Origin of the sequence: Absicoccus intestinalis (genome assembly GCF_033971885.1) — a bacterium.
GTDB classification, from domain to species: Bacteria; Bacillota_I; Bacilli_A; order Erysipelotrichales; family Erysipelotrichaceae; genus Absicoccus; species Absicoccus intestinalis.
This window is the reverse complement of the sequence record NZ_JALBUS010000009.1, coordinates 16,186-35,136: the sequence shown is the minus strand read 5'-3', so window position 1 is coordinate 35,136 and position 18,951 is coordinate 16,186. Positions and strand designations below refer to the sequence as shown.

Here is an 18,951-nt window from a genome sequence, read left to right as displayed (position 1 = left end):
TTCATGTTGCAGATGCACTATATCATCCAATGATATTTGTTGTCAATATTTTTATTACATTTAATCTCCAAACAAATCATAATAGGCTTTCCTTTTCTTATTCTGAACTTTTATAAAACGAATCCATTCGATCATAAAACTTTTTTGTTTCCTTCTCGTCATCAAAATTAAACACATACGATCGTGTTGAATTTTTGAGTTCGATCAGAATGTAATCATTGGAACGACTATGCAAATAAGCCTTACACTTATATACAGATTCCTTTTCCGTTCCATTGGTATTCAAAAAACGAATATTGGCATCTCCAGAAAAATAATCATCGCTGCCCCATCGAAAGCCATTCGATACCAGTTCTATTTTGGTATCTTCAAAATATTTTATGCTTTCAATCTTTGAAAATTTGATACGCTCATCCGGCTGAAATACGATGGTATCCTCTTTAATGGTGGCATAAACCGGTGGATTCATTCGCATCGTTGAAAGAATGATCACAGTTCCAAAGATTCCAGCAAGCAAACATTTAATGATAAATCTTTTCTTTTTATCCATCCTATTTCTTGCCCATAAATCAAAAAGGACTATGATTGATGCAAAAAGAATTCCTAAAACGAAATGATTAACTACCGGTCTCATCTTGCTTTCCTCTATTCATTAAAATTGATTTATTTATTAATTTTTAATTAACATGCAAACAAGACCCTGTCAATCCAATGGTTCGTTACCTTCTTATAAATTTTATACATCAACCAAAAAAGAACCAGTTTTCATCCATCTGGTCCTTTATCTTTTTCACTCATTCCATGTCTTTAAAAACCGTTTTAATAAGAATGCACAAAAATAAGGAATCGTCATAATCGAATTGCTATATCCGATATTTTGAGATGTAATTTTGATTCCCCTATTACTATCTGAATATCGGTCACTTTGAATCAAAGTCTGTAAAGATTTAGATGTTCCTTTTTTTGCCTTAACTTCTACCCTAATCAAATCATGCATCGTTCGTACAAAGAAATCTTCTTCCAATGTGGAGTTTTCTTTTTTATAGTAATACAAAGGTAAACCGCTTTTGTAGAATGCTTCTGCAAGAATATTTTCATAAAGAGCCCCTTTATAAACGCCAAAATTCCTATTCACCCATAAATCTTCTTGTGATTCATCATCAAGCGATGCGACGAATAAACCAACATCTGAAAAATATAATTTAAGCCATTCAACACATCCTACATAATCTTTAAATCGTGTACCATGAGAAACTTTTGAAATCTGAAACTTTTTATTCTCTTTGGAAAGTTGTACAGGAATATGATTATAAACGTTCAGTATACGACCTTGATCAAGTCCATAGGCATATTTTCGAATATCCTCTTTGTAGTCTTCTATCAGTTGTCGCTGTGTCTGTAACGATCCTTCAAATGTTCCCTTTTCAATATAGTTTTGAACCACTTCTGGCATTCCTCCCAACACACAAAAGTCCATGAACAAATTTGAATATAAAGACATTTCTAGTTCACTAAACGATTTTTCCAGCTACATGATTTAATAAATCTTGAACTATTTCATCGCCATATCCCTTTGCCCATAGAAACTCTTCAAAATCTAAAGAAAACATATTCATATCGAATTTATATCCAACACTGTTGCTTTCAATTTGTCGATAATGTATTCCTAATAAAGATCCGCTACAAATCACATCAAAACGCCCGTCCAGACAAAAGAACTTCAATGTGGTCGTAATATCAGGTAAAGCTTGTATCTCATCAAAAATTATGATCGTATTTTATTACATATCCAACAAAAACATGAGCGAATATTCATTTTACTATGAACAATATTCGCTTTCAAAATGTTTTAACATCCTCTTTTCTATCTTGCCCACTTAATTTCAAAGCTGATATACCCAAGTTGTACCCAACGATTGCAACCAGTAAGGTTATTCGTCAGTCAATTGATCAATCATCAGTTATTAACCCTATCGGCATTCTCAAATTTAAACAATTAAAATACGATAGGACAACGGATACCACAACTGATTTGTTCTATTCTGTTGTTCCAATTGATAATTCTGATATCTTACATTTTGAATAATCAAAAAATTCCTGAAATTGATTGATATATTCTGATAGGGCAATCTCAATTAATACTGGATGAAATATATCTTTATTTTTTTTCGAATACTTTGCAAAAATACAAGGTTCATTCTTACCAATAAGATTTCTTATAGTATTGGGTACAGAATGTTTATATGCATTCGATATATCATTTGTTTTTTTCATGAATGGAATAAATTGATCATAATCATCAAATTTACGATCCTTCTTATTTACATACTCGCCTATACTTGAAACAGCCAATTTACACTTTCTGGAATTTTTTAAATACCACGTAAGTGAGATAATCATATCTATAAAATATCTTATGTCTGCAATAATATATGCTCCTATCGTAAATTCTTTTCTATAATAATACGTATTATAAATCATAACCATGCTGTTTTCTCTGGCTATTAATTTCCATGTATCGCAATAATCAACAATCAATTCATTTGTACTATCTAAAGTTAACAATAATGATCCATACATCAGCGATAAATCGGAATTTTGATCGTCCTCCGATAATAATGGTAAGCAATTCACGTTTAAATTCTCTTTTGGTGTTTTTCCAGTATCAATAATTGGATAATTACTTAATGTCCTTTTCTCTTTCTCGATTTCTGATAAATAACTTATTCCTAAATTATTTAATTCTTCCTTATTTTCCATTCTAGCTCCTTAGATAAATTCCAATGAACCTCTGTCCTTCTCTCTAATATTGCTTTCTTTTCATTGTATTAGCAAGGTATTATATATCTTACCCTGATACATGAGATCAGCATTGGACAAGAAATTCTTACATATTCCCCTAGTATAGTTATGCTGCATTTACATTAATCTGATCAATTACTTTCCGAATCCCCATCCACACATTCAGGTCCGGGAAGATTTCAACAATGCTTCCGCGATCTGTAAATGGTGCTTCCTGTAGAACGGAGAGGTCTTTCATCATTCCATTGTGAACAATATACTCTACGATCTGATTGACGAAATAAATCTGACGACTGTCAAGATTGACGTTATTTAGGTATGCTGAGAATGCCTCCTTTGCCGCATTCATATCAAGACCGACGATGCTGCGAACAAATTCACCAAGAGGTTTATCGCCATATTCCTGTTCATATTCTTCTTTGGTGCCAACCTCACTCCAAAGCACTTCTTCCAGAATCTCGACATCGTCTGCCGTTAATGGCTTATTGGTTTTCAGCTTCGCAATCGTGATCATATCTTGATGAGTTCGGACATAGTATTCCGCCTTTGCCTTATAATTGGCAAGTTCCCCATAATCCAATTCAGATTCATGGACTTCCATATTCAAAATATCATCGGTAAAATTCGTATCATATCGTACAGATGGCGTGTGTATGTAAACCATCAGACCACGCAGTTCCTGCCGTATCTTTTCAAACTCATCAATACTGGCATTCTCCAGATAATCCGTATGGAGAATCTGTCGAATCAACTCAGACTTACCCTGAATAGCTGGAATGTTGGCAATATCAGCCAGCGCTCTAACGTGTTTCAGGAGATCTTTACGGGCTCTTGCATACTTTTCTCCTGAAAGATATGCCAGTTCTATTCCGAACATTAGCGCATCGAAACGGACGCTGCTTGCTGGGTCAGAATCTGGCAGAATCAACGGAGCAAGCTCATTCTGGATAATCAGCGTATCTTCATAAGATAACGATTGATACCCCTCAGGTTTGGAGTAAAGATCTACATACTTGATATGCTGCCGAACTGCAAAATTCTCCCGGTTTAATTCCGATACCTTACTGCACATTACCTCAACAAGCTTATTCCGATATGTTTTTAATCTCTTCGTCTGATTTTCCAATGTCTGTAGCTTGTAGGCAATTTGAAATTCCAGGTTAAAGACCGCACCCTGCAACGCGATTTGATTAGCGGAAGGCTTGCCCTTGTTCATCCGGAAGAATTCAAAGTTCCCGCAAAAATCAAAGATATAGAACTTATCTTTATCTTTGCCATCCATAAGTCCTGGACAGAGTCTTGTCCCACGTCCGATCATCTGCCAAAACTTTGCCTTGCTCATTACCTTTTTGAAGAATACAAGGTTCAGGATCTCAGGGACATCAATACCTGTATCCAGCATATCAACCGAAATGGCAATTTGTGGCAATTTCCGCGGATCGCTGAACTCATCAATTGCGCTCTGTGCATAATTGATCCGATTATCAATTACTTTGGCAAAATCATCCAACAGATGCGGGTATTCCTTATGGAACACTTCCAGGATCTTTTCTGCATGAGCGTGATTTTTGGCAAAGATAATCGTCTTACCGATTTTTTCACCGTAATCAATCTTCAAGCCTTGTGTCATGACAGTCTGCAGGACTTTCCGGATTGTATCCTCATTAAAGATCCATGTATTTAATGCAGAAGAGCCAATAGAATCCGGAAGATTTCCATCTTTATCAATAAAATCTTCCTCGTATTCTTCTTTTTCTTCATCAGATAATTCATCGTAAACAATGCCCTGATCAATAAATTTAAGTGTTGTCTCAACAGACTGAAAATCAACTAGATATCCATCCTTTACTGCCTGTGCAAGCTCATATCCATAAGTCGGTACACCATTTTCAAGGTCAAAGACTTCATAGGTATTCTTATCGATCTCATCTTTCGGTGTTGCCGTCAGACCAACAAGCGGTGCATCGAAGTAATTGAAGATGTCTCTGTATTTATTGTAGATGGAACGGTGTGCCTCATCACAGATCACTAGATCAAAATGGCCACAGGAGAATATTTTACCTTCTTCATCCTTTGCTTCATCAATCAGATTGATCATGGTCTGATAGGTGGAAAAGATACAGTGTGCATCGTAATTATTCTTTTCTTCCGTAATATTGCTGCAGGAAAGATCCGGCAAAAGATTTACGAAATTTCGTTTCGCCTGCACGACAAGTGACGTTCTGTCTGCAAGAAAGAGAATGTTGCGGATCCATCCGGCATTCATCAACACTTTACACAGTGCTATGACAGTTCTTGTCTTACCCGAACCGGTCGCCATGACAAGCAGTGCTTTCCGGCGGTTCTTGTTATCAAGGCTGTCGCAGACTGCTTTGATAGCCGCTTCCTGATAGTACCGTCCCGCGATCTGCTTATCGACAACTACATTTCGGAGACTTGTCCGCATGGACCAAAGATTAAACCATTTCTCAAGATCACGTTTTGACCAGATAGTGGCACACTGTCGCTCCGGATACTGTCCATCGACAATTCTTGTATTAAAGCCGTTCGTCAGGAATACAACCGGTCGCCTGTGATACTGCTTCTCCAGAATATCGGCATATAGTTTTGCCTGCTGACGTCCTTTGGACACATCTACGCACGTACGCTTTGCTTCAATGACCGCAAGCGGACGATGTGCATTATCATAGAGCACATAGTCTGCATACCCCTTGTCGGAAACATTCGGCATCCCATCAAGTTCAACTTCATTAAGCCAGTCTTTTCCTTCTGTCCAACCAGCATCCACAAGCATGCAGTCGATATAAATCTTTCTGGTTTTGAATTCAGAGAGATCAAGCGGCTTTGTGACATAAACCGGAGCCTGCTCTTCCCGACGCTTTGTTAGCTCCTCTTTCATTGCCTTGTTTTCTTCAATCAGCGCTCTCAGGTCAACTTCAGTTGCATCTGATTCACCCTTAGAATCCCTTACAGCTTCTGGGATCTGCACAGGCTGTTCCAACAGCAATTCATTATACTTACGTTCCTGATAATTTTCTGCATAGCAATAGGAGACAAAATCCATGAAAAGAAACAAATCCTTCAGGCATAATTTGGCCTGATCCAGTGTCGCCGGCTTTCCAGTATGAGCCACCTGATTTCCCATTCGACGGATAAAATCAAGACGCCGCCATAGACTGTCATCCATCAGGTCTTTAAATTCTTCTGTATGAAGGAGTGTAACCAGATTATCCTGATATGGCATCACAAGAGCCTTATCCACGGAATACATCCATTTAACAGCAAATTCCATTGCCCGACGACAATTGATAATGCTGGCAGACGGATCAAGTGCTGCAATCTTCTCCGCAGATATTGCCACTGGTGCAAATGTATGGAATTGCGATTCTGAATTAAGATAATCAAAGTTTGTCATTTACACCATCTCCTTTCTCCGGCACTTATTCTTATCAGTTATTGATTTCATCCGTAATGTTTTTACATTAAGCTGTCAAATAACAGCCGTGTTTCATCCAATGAATTTGAGCGGCAACTTTTGATTTGTCGACTTGAGCGGCGAAAGCCGCGAACATCTTTTGCCGTTCATACGGTGGAATGATAATTGGGAAATCTTCTACCTGATCCACATTAATCTGCCGTTTATCAATTCCACCAACGCACACTTTTCGGATATATTTCCTATACGCTTCCCCAGTTAGAATAGTGACCACAAATTCAGGAACTATAGAGCCATCTAACCGAACAAGATATACATGCCCATTAATATTTGCTGAATCATCCGCTCCTTTGAATAACGCTGCTCGGCCCAGACTACTATTCTCTGTATTTATTCGTCCTGTTTTTGTAATCAGAATATCATCATGGTGAAGGCTACTCTTTTTCATACTTTCATGTGTTTCTGCGTCTATAAAAGCAACATCATCCAACTCTATTCGGTTTCTCCATACATTTTGACTGCGCAGAAATGTTATTCCGCTCTCAACGTAGTTTTTACTACCACCTTTTGGTGTGTTTCCATTCGTAATCAACACCGATACATCTTTTAGTCGTTTAACAGTCCAACCCATAGGATTTGCAATAGGCTCTCCAAACATCTCGACAAATCGGGCTTTGATGAGGGTATCCAGGCGCTCAAGTTCTTGCTCTCTTAACCACTTAACCTGGCATATTTTGTTAAGATTCCGTACAATTGTTTGCTGTTCATTTATATGCCTTTTCGGAATTAGCATTTTTCTCATCATTGCTTGTGTGAGCTTTTGTCTTGTTGCGCCATTTACAAGACCATTTGTGTCATAAAACATCAATGAATAACATAGGTAGTCCACATCCAGTCCCGATTTTGGCTTCAAGACATGGGCATGGTTGTTTACCCAGCATTTTCCTGACACACGGTAAGCAATCGGTCTGTCTTTTGATCCAAAGTTTCCGCCATCCTCAGCCAAAAGTACAAGCTCATCATCAAATATATAATCGGCAACATAATCCTGGACACCATTCGCCCCGTAATAAGGATATGGTCCCTTTTTTCTCTTAGATGCTGTGATTGGAATTCGCCGTGAATCCAAAATATCACAACATTCCTCTAAAAGTATGTTTTCCATCGTCATCCCCCACAAATATCAATTTGCCTTTTAGGCTATGTATCTCTGATGTGAGTTCTTGACGTTATTCTGATTCACGATCGCATATTGCATCGTAGTATCGATTTGAGAATGTCCCAGAAGCTTCTGTACCTGCTCTATGGGCATGCCTTTGTCTATGGCTCTGGTTGCCATAGTTCGTCTGAACTTATGTGGATGAATTCGATCCAGGGAGAGTTTCCTTCCCAATTGCCTTAACCTGATCTCCACTCCGCTAATTTTAAGCCGCTTATGCCTACCATCCAAGGATACAAACAGAGCTGGATTATCATCCGTTCTTGATGCAAGATATTCCATCAGATGGATCTTTGCTTTTGCATCAAAATAAACTCGGCGTTCTTTATCTCCTTTTCCGAATACAACACACTCTCTCTGCTCCATATTTACATCCGCGATATTCAAACGAACCAGTTCTCCTACACGGATTCCCGTAGAATAGAGAAGATCGATAATGGCAAGATCTCTTACTTCCTCACATGCATCCCGCATTTTCTCCATGCTTTCATCCGAGATTACCTCTTTCACCACGGTTTTTGTTTTAATCTTATGAATACGGCGCATTGGACTTTTCAGGATATAATCTTCTTCCTCCAGCCATGAAAAGAAGCTGGATATGTTACGCCTGATATTGTCGATTGTTACTTTGCTGCATCCGCCACGTTGCTGATACTCCACCAGGTAGGTTCGAATCTCATCCGTAGTTATTTTGCGGATAGGTGTGCTGATCTTCTCCAGCATGTGATCAACCGTGACTTTGTAATACTGCAGCGTTCGTTCTGAACACCCCTCGATCCGTTTTGCATCTAAAAAAAACTTCAAATATTCACTGTTTTCTATGTTCTCTTTCTGGATAGTCTCTTCAGTTAAGTTTTCTAATAGCACCTCCTGCAATTTTTTCATTTGGGGAACGCTCAGGTACTCCGCCATTTCATTTAAAATCTTTACCAGTTTTTCTTCCATGATGATATACTCCTTTTTGTTGTATACCATCATCCTTCACCAGCCTACAGCCACATAGATTACCCAAAATATTGTTGCATCAAACTGTCGAATAACAGTTGTGTTTTATCTAATGCTGCCTGAACGGCAACTTTTGATTTGTCGACTTGTTCCATAAAAGATATAAAGCTCTCAAGTTCTGGTTCTTTCGGAACTGGTACCTTAACATTGTTAAGCATTCTACCTGTTATCTGATTTATTGTCGTCGTTGCTCCTGTTTTAATCTGCGCTCTAAATGCTGGTAACTGAAAATATGTCATAAGATATGGATAATAATGACTTCTTATTATCATCATAAATGCCCCAAAACTCATCGGTTCTTCTATATTTTTTATGAGTGCAACCTTTCCGACCAGCCTTGCACTGCCATTTCTTGAACACATTAAAATATCATTGTCTTGAACATATTTCTTTTCGCCTATCTTGCATATAACCCTAACAGTATCTGCAAAATCCAATTGTGCATTTTGGATATTACTTGATCTAAGTACAATAGTGCCCTTGTTAGCTACATCTTCTGGTTTATAGGTCAAACCGTTCCAAAATTCTGCAATCTCTGGTAGGCTCTTTACCGGGTACCCCTTTGTATTCAAGGATGGATCCCCAAAAAGCTCGACAAATCGGGCTTTGATGAGGGTATCCAGGCGCTCAAGTTCTTGCTCTCTTAACCACTTAACCTGGCATATTTTGTTAAGATTCCGTACAATTGTTTGCTGTTCATTTATATGCCTTTTCGGAATTAGCATTTTTCTCATCATTGCTTGTGTGAGCTTTTGTCTTGTTGCGCCATTTACAAGACCATTTGTGTCATAAAACATCAATGAATAACATAGGTAGTCCACATCCAGTCCCGATTTTGGCTTCAAGACATGGGCATGGTTGTTTACCCAGCATTTTCCTGACACACGGTAAGCAATCGGTCTGTCTTTTGATCCAAAGTTTCCGCCATCCTCAGCCAAAAGTACAAGCTCATCATCAAATATATAATCGGCAACATAATCCTGGACACCATTCGCCCCGTAATAAGGATATGGTCCCTTTTTTCTCTTAGATGCTGTGATTGGAATTCGCCGTGAATCCAAAATATCACAACATTCCTCTAAAAGTATGTTTTCCATCGTCATCCCCCACAAATATCAATTTGTCTCATCAGCGAGCATCTTCTCTAGATCTTTCAGATCGTTTGTAATTTCAGTTTCCAAGCTACGGATACTGGCCAAAATCTCGCTTGTAGGCGGATATTCTACCGGTTTATATTCAACTTTCTTGTACTTGTTGATAGACAAATCATATCCTTTATCTATGATCTCCTGTTTCGGCACCATAAAGGACTGCTCCGTACGCTCACGGTTCATCTCCTGATCTCGATGTCTGAAGCGTTCCATGATATCCGGAATATCATTTTCTTCGATTGGCGTTCTCTTGTCATCCAAGCTAAAACCATCTGCCTTCATGTCATAGAACCAGACATTATCGGTACCGCCGTGATTTGTTTTTGTGAATATCAGAATTCCGGTAGATACCCCTGCATATGGCTTAAATACACCTGAAGGCATGGAGATCACAGCCTCTAGCCTTTGATTCTCGACCAACTCTTTGCGGATTGCCTTATGAGCTTTTGATGATCCAAAAAGCACACCATCCGGGACGATGCAGGCACACCGACCGCCCACTTTCATCATCTGGATGAATAGATCCACAAAGAGTAATTCTGTCTTCTTTGTCTTGCAAAGCTTGAGAAGGTCTGTCGAAACAATGTCATAATCAAGGCTTCCCTTAAACGGCGGATTGGCCAGAATCAAGGTATACTTATTCCGATCCGGGTTCTGATCTGACAGACTGTCACGATATTCTATATAAGGATTATCAATCCCATGCGTCATCATGTTCATAGCACCGATACGGAGCATCGTCCTATCCATGTCATATCCATGAAACATATGATTCATGTAGTGATCTTTTTTCACTCGGTCAAAGAAAATCTCTTCTCGATGATGTTCCTTCTCATATTCCCCTACAGCCACCAAAAAACCTGATGTGCCACAGGCGGGGTCACATACGACTTCATCCGGTCCCGGCTGCATCAGTTCAACCATCATCTTGATAATGTGCCTTGGGGTCCTAAACTGTCCGTTTACACCGGAATTTGCCAGTTTGGATAGGAGATATTCATAAATATCTCCGCGTGCATCTGTATCTTTCAGTCCGCTCATCTGCTTATAAAGTTCATCCATCGCATCGACGATCTTGGAAAGCATCAAAGGTGTCGGAATCTTGAAAATCGCATCCTGCATGTATTTTGCATAGGCGCTCTCTTTATTTCCGTGCAGATTTTTGATAAACGGAAAGACCATTTCCTGCATAACAGAATACATTTTCTGTGCTGGGAAATCATGGAAAACTGACCACTTAAGCTGCGATCCATCAACCATATGGTCTCCAACCTTAACTTCCCCTGCAAATATGCTTTCATAGGAAAGGCCCAACATGGCACTTTCTCTGGCATGCAGATTATCACTGTCATCCAGATCGTGAATGAACATAAGGTAAGTCATCTGTTCAATGACATCCAGCGGATTGGTAAGTCCTCCCGTCCAGAAGATCTCCCATAAAGCATCGATTTTATTTTTCAGTTCTCCTGTAATCATGACATCCTCCAAGAATCACTCCTCTTTATCCCAGTTCCAGCGGTACTTCGTATAACGGCCACCGCCAATTTTAATAATCTTATTTTCCTTTTGAAGCTTGGATAGAGTTCGCTGTATCGTTGCCTGACCGATATTTGGAAATTCTTTTTGTATCTCAGTCTTCGTAAAAGTTCCTAATTTTTTACGCATCATCTCTTCGATGCGGTCTGGTTTCGAAACCTTCCGTTCTTCCACAAGTTCCGTGCGTTCCATAAACTCGCGATAAGCAGCTGTTATGACACTAAGCATATATACGACGAATGGCATATAATCATTATTTCCTTCATGCCACCCCGCCGAGCTTGCCTGCAGTGCATCATAATATTGATCCTTTGTTGTCTCTATGAGTTTCTCTATACTGATATACCTGCCAACGAAATATCCATTTTTATACAGCAAAAGCAGTGTAAGCAGCCTGCTCATTCTGCCGTTTCCATCAAGAAATGGATGGATACACAAAAAATCAAGAATAAACATCGGGATTATAAGTAACGGATCAACCTGAACATCTGCCAGTATATCCTGATATGCCTGACATAATTGTTCCAACGCCTCTGGTGTTTCAAATGCTGAAACAGGCTGAAATCTCACCTTTCGATTCCCATCTTCATCCATTTCCTCAATTATGTTATCAGTAGATTTCCATCTACCACCAATTCGTGTCTCTTCAAATTTGTACATGCCACGATGAAGCTGCAGTAACAAAGCCGGCTTGATGGGAATGTATTCATAGCTCTCATGGATCGTATTCAGAACATCCCGATATCCAGCAATTTCATATTCGTCTCTGGAATGAGGTGTCGTTTTATCCATGACAATTTTTTTCAGTCGCTCATCCGAGGTGTAAATACCTTCGATTTTATTTGAACTTTCCGTGCTTTGAATTCTGGCAATTTCAACTAGGTTTTGCAGAATATCCGCATGCCTAGTCGCGATAAGTTCCTGTCTTCCCTTGTACTCATGAATTGTTGTCAGATAACTCACAATTTGGGGTGTAAGCAGTTTTGTCCATTTATTCTGAAAGGAGAAATCATGCATATTTCAAGCCTCTATTTTAATCATTTTCAAATATTTGATATATTTAATTTATCATATGCTACACTTGATCACAAGTCTTTTAATATGATCAATATTACAAAAATGATCAAATTAAAAGACTTGTGATCATCTTATATTCGGTATTACCAACACTACATTAAATATGCTTTTCTCCATTCCTACCGACTGAAAATTTGTACCCAGAAGCATGAAAAAATCCCCATAAGTCTTGAATCTACAAGGCTTATAGGGATCCTGTGTTTATTCAAATTCAATGGTTCCAGGAGGCTTTGAGGTAATATCATACACAACGCGATTGACATGATCCACTTCATTGACAATACGATTGGAAATACGATCCAATACTTCGAATGGAATCTTCGCCCAATCGGCCGTCATTCCATCGATGGAAGTCACTGCCCGAATCACAACGGCATAATCATAGGTCCTTTGATCTCCCATGACACCGACACTACGCATATTGGTCAGAGCGGTGAAATATTGCCAGATTTCTTTATTTAATCCAGCCTTGGCAATTTCTTCACGCAAGATATAATCACTATCTTGAACGATCTTGATCTTTTCATCCGTCACATCACCTAAGATACGAATTCCCAAACCAGGACCAGGGAAAGGTTGACGCCATACCATTTCTTCTGGAAGACCCAATTCTTCACCTAGAGCACGTACTTCATCTTTAAATAATGTATTCAATGGCTCGATCAATTGGAACTGCATATCCTTTGGCAAACCACCAACATTATGATGGGATTTGATCGTTTGTGCCGTCTTGGTACCCGATTCAATGACATCGGTATACAACGTACCTTGTGCCAACCACTTGATTTCTTCACCAGCCGCTAACTTCTTGACCTCATCATCAAATGTATATACAAATTCATTACCAATGATCTTACGTTTCTTTTCTGGATCCGTAACACCTTTCAACTTGGATATAAAACGATCTTTCGCATCAATTTTGACCAAATTGACATTCATATTCTTACCAAACGTTTCAACGACACTTTCAGCCTCTCCCTTACGTAACAAGCCATGATCAATAAACATACAAATCAATTGATCACCAATGGCCTGATGTAAAAGGGCAGCCACAACACTGGAATCCACACCACCAGATAGGCCCAATAAAACTTTATCCGAACCAACTTGTTCTTGGATTTTTTTGGTTTGCGTCGCAATAAAATCTTTCATCGACCAATTGTTTTTGGCCTGACAAATCTTAAATACAAAGTTCTTTAAGATATCATTTCCATATTCCGAATTGCGAACTTCGGGATGAAACTGTAATGTATAAATTTTCTTTTCCACATTGGCCGTTGCCGCATTCGGACAAGTATCACTTGTCGCCAATACTTCAAAGCCAGGTGCCAATTGTGAGACCTTATCACCATGAGACATCCAAACGGTTTGTTTCTTTGGCATTCCGGCAAAGAGTTCATTTTCATGATCGATCGTAATTTCCGTACGACCATATTGTCTTTCTTCACTAGACTCCACTTTTCCACCCATTTCATAATGGATCATCTGCATCCCGTAACAAATACCTAAAATGGGTAAACCACTAGTAAAAATGGCCGGATCACATTTTGGTGCATCCGCTTCATAGACACTATTCGGACCTCCACTAAAAACGATTCCTTTTACATCTTTCAAGGCAAGAATATCATCCAATTTCATTTCATTGGAATGCAATTCAGAATACACTCCAAATTCACGAATACGACGGGCAATTAATTGATTATATTGACTTCCAAAATCCAAAACAATAATTTTATCTGGCATGAATTTTTCTCCTTCTTATGCCTACTATTCTAGCATATTCTTTTCTAAATAATCTATAACGTCATGGAGCGTATGCATACGCAACTGAATGTATGGATACATTTGCCGATCCTGCTCGATCCGATCCGGAATAAAAATCGTTTGACAACCAGCTCGACGACCCGCCATGATGCCAAATTTTGAATCTTCTAAGACAAGACATTGTTCGGGTGCCTTGCCCAATCGCTTTGCCGCTTCTTTAAAGATCATCGGATCCGGTTTGGAAGGAATGCCTGCTTCTTTACTGGAAACAATTTCTCGTGGATGAATATCACAATGCGCATACGCAATCAAACGCTCAATGTCTTTTCGCATGGAACTCGAAGCAATCGCATACGGAATCTTCTTTTGATTCAAATAACGAATCAACGCTTTCAATCCCGGTTTACAACCATCTTTCGGATTGGGAAACATCCGCATAAAAATATCTAAACGCACTTTCTGGAAATGGTCCATACACGCAATGATACCTGGATACGCATCTTCAAATTTTTGCACAATGCGTGAATCACAACCAATCAATTGGCGCACTTCTTTGTCGGTTATCATAACACCTCGTTCATGACATAGTTGTTTGAATCCTTTTAAAAAAGTTGCTTCGGTATCAAACATCAGTCCATCCATGTCAAATATTACTGCTTCAATCATTCTCTTCTTTCGCTTCCTCTATATATTGTTTTGCATTCTTAATGATCATTTCAATTTGTTTGTCCGTGGTTTGTTTGATGACCTTTCCGGGACAGCCCACAACAACACTATTGGCAGGAATTTGGGTATTTTCAGGAATTAAGGCACCTGCACCAATGATGGAATGCGTCCCAATGGAAGCCCCATTCATAACGATAGCTCCCATACCAATCAACACTTCATCTTCAATCGTACAACCATGAAGAATGGCGCCATGTCCAATCGTTACGCGTTGTCCAATATGAACGGGAAAACCCTTGTCCACATGGATCACACAACCATCTTGAACATTGGTTCCATCCGCAATTTCGATTGCATCACTATCGCCACGAATTACCGCATTGTACCAAACACTGACATCCTTGCCTAAAATGACATTGCCTTTCACAATTCCTTTTTGCACTATTGGATCTCCCAGTTGGCATCGGCTGTCAACGAAGCATCGGCTCGACGACCATGTTCATACGCAATCGTTCCAGCAACCGCAATCATGGTCGCATTATCTGTGCACGCAAACATTGGTGGTACCGTAAATGTCACATTTGGATATTCACCTTTTAATTCTTCCACTTTTTCACGCAAACGACTATTGGCCGAAACGCCACCACCAACAACAAAATGTTTGATGTCTGGATAATCATTCAACACCAAGCGAATCTTATCAAAGATCTCATTCAACGCACATTCTTGGAAGGAACAAGCCAAATCCGCATCACTATATGTTTTTCCTTGGCGTTCCATTCGCTTCGTAAATTGCAGAACGCCACTCTTTAATCCCGAAAAACTAAAATCATATTTACCTTGTGTTTTTGGTTTTGGCAAAGCATAGACGTTCTTTCCTTGTTTTGCTAACTTATCAATCTTTGGTCCACCTGGATAACCCAAATTCATGACACGTGCGACTTTATCAAACGCTTCCCCAATCGCATCATCTTGGGTCGTTCCTAAGATTTCAAAGGAACCCTCTTCTTTCATATAGATCAATTGACTATGACCACCCGATACAACCAATGCCAATACCGGATAGTGTACATCTGTAACCAATTCATTGGCATAGATATGGGCCGCAATATGATGCACTGGCACCAACGGTTTATGAAACGCAAACGCCAATGTTTTGGCTGCTTGTACACCGACATGTAAACAACCAATCAAACCAGGTCCTTTGGTTACCGCTACCACATCGACATCATCCATCGTCAAATTGGCTTTCTTTAAAGCATCTTCAATCAAATACGAAATATTTTCGACATGAATTCGACTCGCTACTTCGGGTACGACTCCACCAAATTCTTTATGTACATCGATTTGTGAGGCTACAACACTCGATAAAATGTCTTTGCGATCTTTTACGATTGCTACCGCTGTTTCATCACAACTCGATTCAATTCCTAAAACGATCATCGTCATCCTCCTATAATTCACAGATCATGATCCAAGCATCTTCCCCATCTTGGTAATGATGCTTCGAACAATGACTCTTGATAAAACCACACATTTCATATAAACGAATCGCTGGTATATTGGATACCCGCACTTCCAATGTCATCGTTTCACAACCAGCTTGTTTGGCATGGGCCATACATTTGGTCAATAAACGATGGGCATAGCCTTGTTTACGATACGTTGGCAAAATGCCAATTCGTACCAATTCTGCTTGTTCGTAAGCTTCCCACACAAAGGCATACCCTTCCTTTGTCATCCACGCATGAAAAAAAGGATTGTTTTGAAATTCGGATTCAATTTGTTCCTTGGTCCATGCATCTAGAAAACATTGCGATTCAAAATTTGCCAAAACATTGGCTTTCTTATCATCTACCAACATCATTTATTTTTATATGCATTGGAAGACTTTAAATATTGCGGAACCAACGCATGAATATTCTCGATCTTTCGAGCCGGTACCTGCATAAAATTCGCTAAGAAATCACTTGGTTTGCCTTCTTGATCCAATAAGTACGCATCACCCATTAAGGTACCTGGATGTTGATCAATAAATGTCTTCACTTCATCCAATGGCAAAACTTGTGTTTCCGGATGAATGATGCCATTTTCCACATGTGCAATATAGGCACGATGACTACGTGCATCCAAGATTACGTTAGCACTTGGTTCCATACCGGCATACAACTGCATCGTTGAAATACAATATAGTTCTTTATGCATTTGGGTACACAACACTTTCGCAATGGTCATCGCAATCCGAATGCCCGTATACGAACCTGGCCCATCGGTAATGATCACCCGATCAATATCGGCATAATCCAAATGGGTTTGTGCCAATAATTGATTCAATTCCACAAAAATGGTTTCACTTTGTTGCTTAAACGCTTCCTTGGCAATTCCTGCCAATAAACGATCATCTTCATATAGGCCTAAGACTAAATTTTTATAGGCACTATCCATACATAAACTAATCATTGTATGCCTCCACTATCGTTTGACTTACACTTCCTGTATAGGTCATTTCAATTGTTCGTTCTTCATCAATGCCTTCTTCAATCGAGATCGAGATATGATCGTCAGGAATTTGATTGGCGATAAAATTTCCCCATTCGATCACACAAATGCCTTCATCAAAACAATCTTCAAACCCTAGATCTTGATCAATGCCTTCTAATCGATAGGCATCAATATGATAAAAAGGTTGTCCATTGCCTTGGGTATACGATTTCATGATCGTAAACGTTGGTGAATTTATGACTTGTTGAATACCTAAAGCCTTGCCAAACGATTGTGTCCAAGTCGTTTTTCCTGCACCTAAATCTCCATCCAAACAAAGGATGACATGTTTATCTCGACAAAGATCTGCCATTTTTTGTGCAAATCGTTGCGTTTCTGCTAATGAATGAATTTGGATTTTCATACTATTTCTTCCTTTTCTGTTCATGAATCATATGCTTGATATTCTTGATATCTTGCATACGCTTCTTTACTTTTAATTCCGATCCTTGATCTTTCGGTACATAATATACACGATCTTTTAATGCCTCTGGCAAACAAACCATATCCGTCATGTGATATTTGTAGTCATGGGAATATTCATAATCTTTGCCATAGCCAAGATCTTTCATCAATCGTGTCGGTGCATTGCGAATTTGCAACGGTACCGGTTGATCCAATGTTGCCTTAGCATCTTGTGCCGCATGAATATATGCCGTTTCTAAGGCATTGGATTTTGGTGCCAAGGCACAATACACGACCGCATGCGTTAAATGCACATTGCATTCGGGCATGCCTAAATAATGACACGCTTGATAGGCGGCAATACAAATTTCCAAAGCCCGTGAATCGGCCATACCGATATCTTCCGAAGCAAATCGAACAATGCGACGAGCCACATATAAGGGATCTTCGCCAGCTTCCAACATGCGTGCTAACCAATAGATGGATGCTTGTACATCACTATTTCGCATACTTTTATGCAAAGCTGAAATGATATTATAGTGCTCTTCACCTTGGCGGTCATATAATAACGATCGTCGTTGCAGACATTGTTTGATGACATCTTGCGTGACATGAATTCCTTCCACATCACTGGGACTATTATATACCACCATTTCTAAAGTATTTAAGGCAAAGCGGGCATCCCCACCCGAAAAATTGGCAATCGCTTCGATTTGTACATCACTCATATCAATATGTAATGTGCCAAACCCTTTCGGACTGGAAAGTGCCCGATGAAGCAGTTCAACAATATCTTCTTGACTGAGGGATTGCAGCACAAAAACACGACAGCGCGATAAAAGGGCATTGTTTAACTCAAAGCTGGGATTTTCCGTTGTGGCCCCAATCAAAGTAATGCTGCCATTTTCCACATAGGGCAAAAAAGCATCTTGTTGCGCTTTATTGAAGCGATGGATCTCATCCACAAACACAATCGTTTTTTGACCTTGCGCTTTGTGTAAAGCCGCTTCCTTCATGACAACCTTGATATCTTTAATACCCGATGATACGGCCGAAAAAGTCACAAAATGTGCTTTGGTCTTATGCGCGATCATGCGAGCCAAAGTGGTTTTACCAACACCAGGAGGCCCCCAAAAAATCATCGATGGCACCTTATCATGCTCAATCATTTGCCATAAGATCCGCCCAGGCGCAATCAATTGTTTTTGACCAACATATTCTTCCAATGTTTCGGGTCGCATGCGATCGGCTAAAGGACGCGAATCAGTCGTATCAAATAAAGACGCTTGTTCCATTTCAACCTCCGTCGTTTTATTATACCATTAACTTCGCTTTCTAGATACGTTGTC

The 18,951-nt window shown here is 39.4% G+C and carries 18 protein-coding genes; all 18 read right to left on the bottom strand.

Features of this window, described 5'->3' with window-relative positions:
• Positions 1-97 precede the first annotated feature (97 nt).
• The gene (locus MOZ64_RS06915) at positions 98-550 is read right to left on the bottom strand and encodes a hypothetical protein (protein WP_320325853.1); all 453 of its coding nucleotides are present in this window, start codon (positions 548-550) and stop codon (positions 98-100) included.
• Positions 551-790: 240 nt separating this feature from the next.
• Positions 791-1,477, bottom strand: a complete 687-nt coding sequence (locus tag MOZ64_RS06910; RefSeq protein ID WP_502547944.1) for a DUF4143 domain-containing protein — start codon at positions 1,475-1,477, stop codon at positions 791-793.
• Positions 1,478-1,511: 34 nt separating this feature from the next.
• A complete protein-coding gene (locus tag MOZ64_RS11615) occupies positions 1,512-1,766 on the bottom strand; it encodes an AAA family ATPase (protein WP_370659465.1) in 255 nt (84 codons plus the stop codon).
• 271 nt (positions 1,767-2,037) lie between these two features.
• Positions 2,038-2,760 (bottom strand): hypothetical protein, encoded by a 723-nt coding sequence (locus MOZ64_RS06905; RefSeq protein WP_320325851.1) that lies wholly within the window; start codon positions 2,758-2,760, stop codon positions 2,038-2,040.
• Positions 2,761-2,908: 148 nt separating this feature from the next.
• On the bottom strand, positions 2,909-6,217 hold the full coding sequence (locus tag MOZ64_RS06900) for a DEAD/DEAH box helicase family protein (protein ID WP_320325850.1): 3,309 nt from the start codon (positions 6,215-6,217) through the stop codon (positions 2,909-2,911).
• A 67-nt stretch (positions 6,218-6,284) separates the two neighbouring features.
• Complete coding sequence (locus MOZ64_RS06895) at positions 6,285-7,403, bottom strand: restriction endonuclease subunit S (RefSeq protein WP_320325849.1); 1,119 nt, start codon at positions 7,401-7,403, stop codon at positions 6,285-6,287.
• Positions 7,404-7,433: 30 nt separating this feature from the next.
• Positions 7,434-8,402 carry a site-specific tyrosine recombinase/integron integrase gene (gene xerA / locus MOZ64_RS06890; protein WP_320325848.1) on the bottom strand — a complete coding sequence of 323 codons (969 nt, stop codon included), beginning with the start codon at positions 8,400-8,402 and terminating at the stop codon, positions 7,434-7,436.
• A gap of 59 nt (positions 8,403-8,461) precedes the next feature.
• Positions 8,462-9,559, bottom strand: coding sequence for a restriction endonuclease subunit S (locus tag MOZ64_RS06885; protein ID WP_320325847.1), 1,098 nt, complete (start codon positions 9,557-9,559; stop codon positions 8,462-8,464).
• 18 nt (positions 9,560-9,577) lie between these two features.
• Complete coding sequence (locus MOZ64_RS06880) at positions 9,578-11,089, bottom strand: class I SAM-dependent DNA methyltransferase (protein WP_320325846.1); 1,512 nt, start codon at positions 11,087-11,089, stop codon at positions 9,578-9,580.
• Positions 11,090-11,104: 15 nt separating this feature from the next.
• The gene (locus tag MOZ64_RS06875) at positions 11,105-12,166 is read right to left on the bottom strand and encodes a Fic family protein (protein ID WP_320325845.1); all 1,062 of its coding nucleotides are present in this window, start codon (positions 12,164-12,166) and stop codon (positions 11,105-11,107) included.
• 261 nt (positions 12,167-12,427) lie between these two features.
• Entirely contained in the window at positions 12,428-13,969 is a 1,542-nt protein-coding gene (gene guaA, locus MOZ64_RS06870; RefSeq protein ID WP_320325844.1) for a glutamine-hydrolyzing GMP synthase, read from the bottom strand.
• Positions 13,970-13,993: 24 nt separating this feature from the next.
• A complete protein-coding gene (locus tag MOZ64_RS06865) occupies positions 13,994-14,656 on the bottom strand; it encodes an HAD family hydrolase (protein WP_320325843.1) in 663 nt (220 codons plus the stop codon).
• Positions 14,649-15,098 carry a gamma carbonic anhydrase family protein gene (locus MOZ64_RS06860; protein ID WP_320325842.1) on the bottom strand — a complete coding sequence of 150 codons (450 nt, stop codon included), beginning with the start codon at positions 15,096-15,098 and terminating at the stop codon, positions 14,649-14,651. The genes MOZ64_RS06865 and MOZ64_RS06860 overlap by 8 nt, the downstream gene beginning before the upstream one ends.
• Positions 15,098-16,099: a tRNA (adenosine(37)-N6)-threonylcarbamoyltransferase complex transferase subunit TsaD gene (gene tsaD, locus MOZ64_RS06855; RefSeq protein ID WP_173446686.1), complete on the bottom strand. Its 1,002-nt coding sequence runs from the start codon at positions 16,097-16,099 to the stop codon at positions 15,098-15,100. Before tsaD ends, MOZ64_RS06860 begins: the two co-directional genes overlap by 1 nt.
• 10 nt (positions 16,100-16,109) lie before the next feature.
• Positions 16,110-16,490, bottom strand: coding sequence for a ribosomal protein S18-alanine N-acetyltransferase (gene rimI, locus MOZ64_RS06850; RefSeq protein ID WP_320325841.1), 381 nt, complete (start codon positions 16,488-16,490; stop codon positions 16,110-16,112).
• A 29-nt stretch (positions 16,491-16,519) separates the two neighbouring features.
• Entirely contained in the window at positions 16,520-17,116 is a 597-nt protein-coding gene (gene tsaB / locus MOZ64_RS06845; RefSeq protein ID WP_273344830.1) for a tRNA (adenosine(37)-N6)-threonylcarbamoyltransferase complex dimerization subunit type 1 TsaB, read from the bottom strand.
• Positions 17,109-17,561 (bottom strand): tRNA (adenosine(37)-N6)-threonylcarbamoyltransferase complex ATPase subunit type 1 TsaE, encoded by a 453-nt coding sequence (gene tsaE, locus MOZ64_RS06840; protein WP_128520262.1) that lies wholly within the window; start codon positions 17,559-17,561, stop codon positions 17,109-17,111. The genes tsaB and tsaE overlap by 8 nt, the downstream gene beginning before the upstream one ends.
• Position 17,562: 1 nt before the next feature.
• Positions 17,563-18,897 (bottom strand): replication-associated recombination protein A, encoded by a 1,335-nt coding sequence (locus MOZ64_RS06835; protein ID WP_320325840.1) that lies wholly within the window; start codon positions 18,895-18,897, stop codon positions 17,563-17,565.
• Between the last annotated feature and the right edge of the window lie 54 nt (positions 18,898-18,951).

Coding starts and splice junctions, on each gene's coding strand:
- guaA (WP_320325844.1), bottom strand. CDS start 13,969: ATGCCAGATAAAATTATTGTTTTGGATTTTGGAAGTCAATATAATCAA.
- MOZ64_RS06875 (WP_320325845.1), bottom strand. CDS start 12,166: ATGCATGATTTCTCCTTTCAGAATAAATGGACAAAACTGCTTACACCC.
- MOZ64_RS06880 (WP_320325846.1), bottom strand. CDS start 11,089: ATGATTACAGGAGAACTGAAAAATAAAATCGATGCTTTATGGGAGATC.
- MOZ64_RS06905 (WP_320325851.1), bottom strand. CDS start 2,760: ATGGAAAATAAGGAAGAATTAAATAATTTAGGAATAAGTTATTTATCA.
- tsaB (WP_273344830.1), bottom strand. CDS start 17,116: ATGATTAGTTTATGTATGGATAGTGCCTATAAAAATTTAGTCTTAGGC.
- tsaD (WP_173446686.1), bottom strand. CDS start 16,099: ATGATCGTTTTAGGAATTGAATCGAGTTGTGATGAAACAGCGGTAGCA.
- MOZ64_RS06900 (WP_320325850.1), bottom strand. CDS start 6,217: ATGACAAACTTTGATTATCTTAATTCAGAATCGCAATTCCATACATTT.
- MOZ64_RS06915 (WP_320325853.1), bottom strand. CDS start 550: ATGGATAAAAAGAAAAGATTTATCATTAAATGTTTGCTTGCTGGAATC.
- tsaE (WP_128520262.1), bottom strand. CDS start 17,561: ATGAAAATCCAAATTCATTCATTAGCAGAAACGCAACGATTTGCACAA.
- MOZ64_RS06835 (WP_320325840.1), bottom strand. CDS start 18,897: ATGGAACAAGCGTCTTTATTTGATACGACTGATTCGCGTCCTTTAGCC.
- xerA (WP_320325848.1), bottom strand. CDS start 8,402: ATGGAAGAAAAACTGGTAAAGATTTTAAATGAAATGGCGGAGTACCTG.
- MOZ64_RS06885 (WP_320325847.1), bottom strand. CDS start 9,559: ATGGAAAACATACTTTTAGAGGAATGTTGTGATATTTTGGATTCACGG.
- MOZ64_RS06865 (WP_320325843.1), bottom strand. CDS start 14,656: ATGATTGAAGCAGTAATATTTGACATGGATGGACTGATGTTTGATACC.
- MOZ64_RS06910 (WP_502547944.1), bottom strand. CDS start 1,477: ATGGACTTTTGTGTGTTGGGAGGAATGCCAGAAGTGGTTCAAAACTAT.
- MOZ64_RS06895 (WP_320325849.1), bottom strand. CDS start 7,403: ATGGAAAACATACTTTTAGAGGAATGTTGTGATATTTTGGATTCACGG.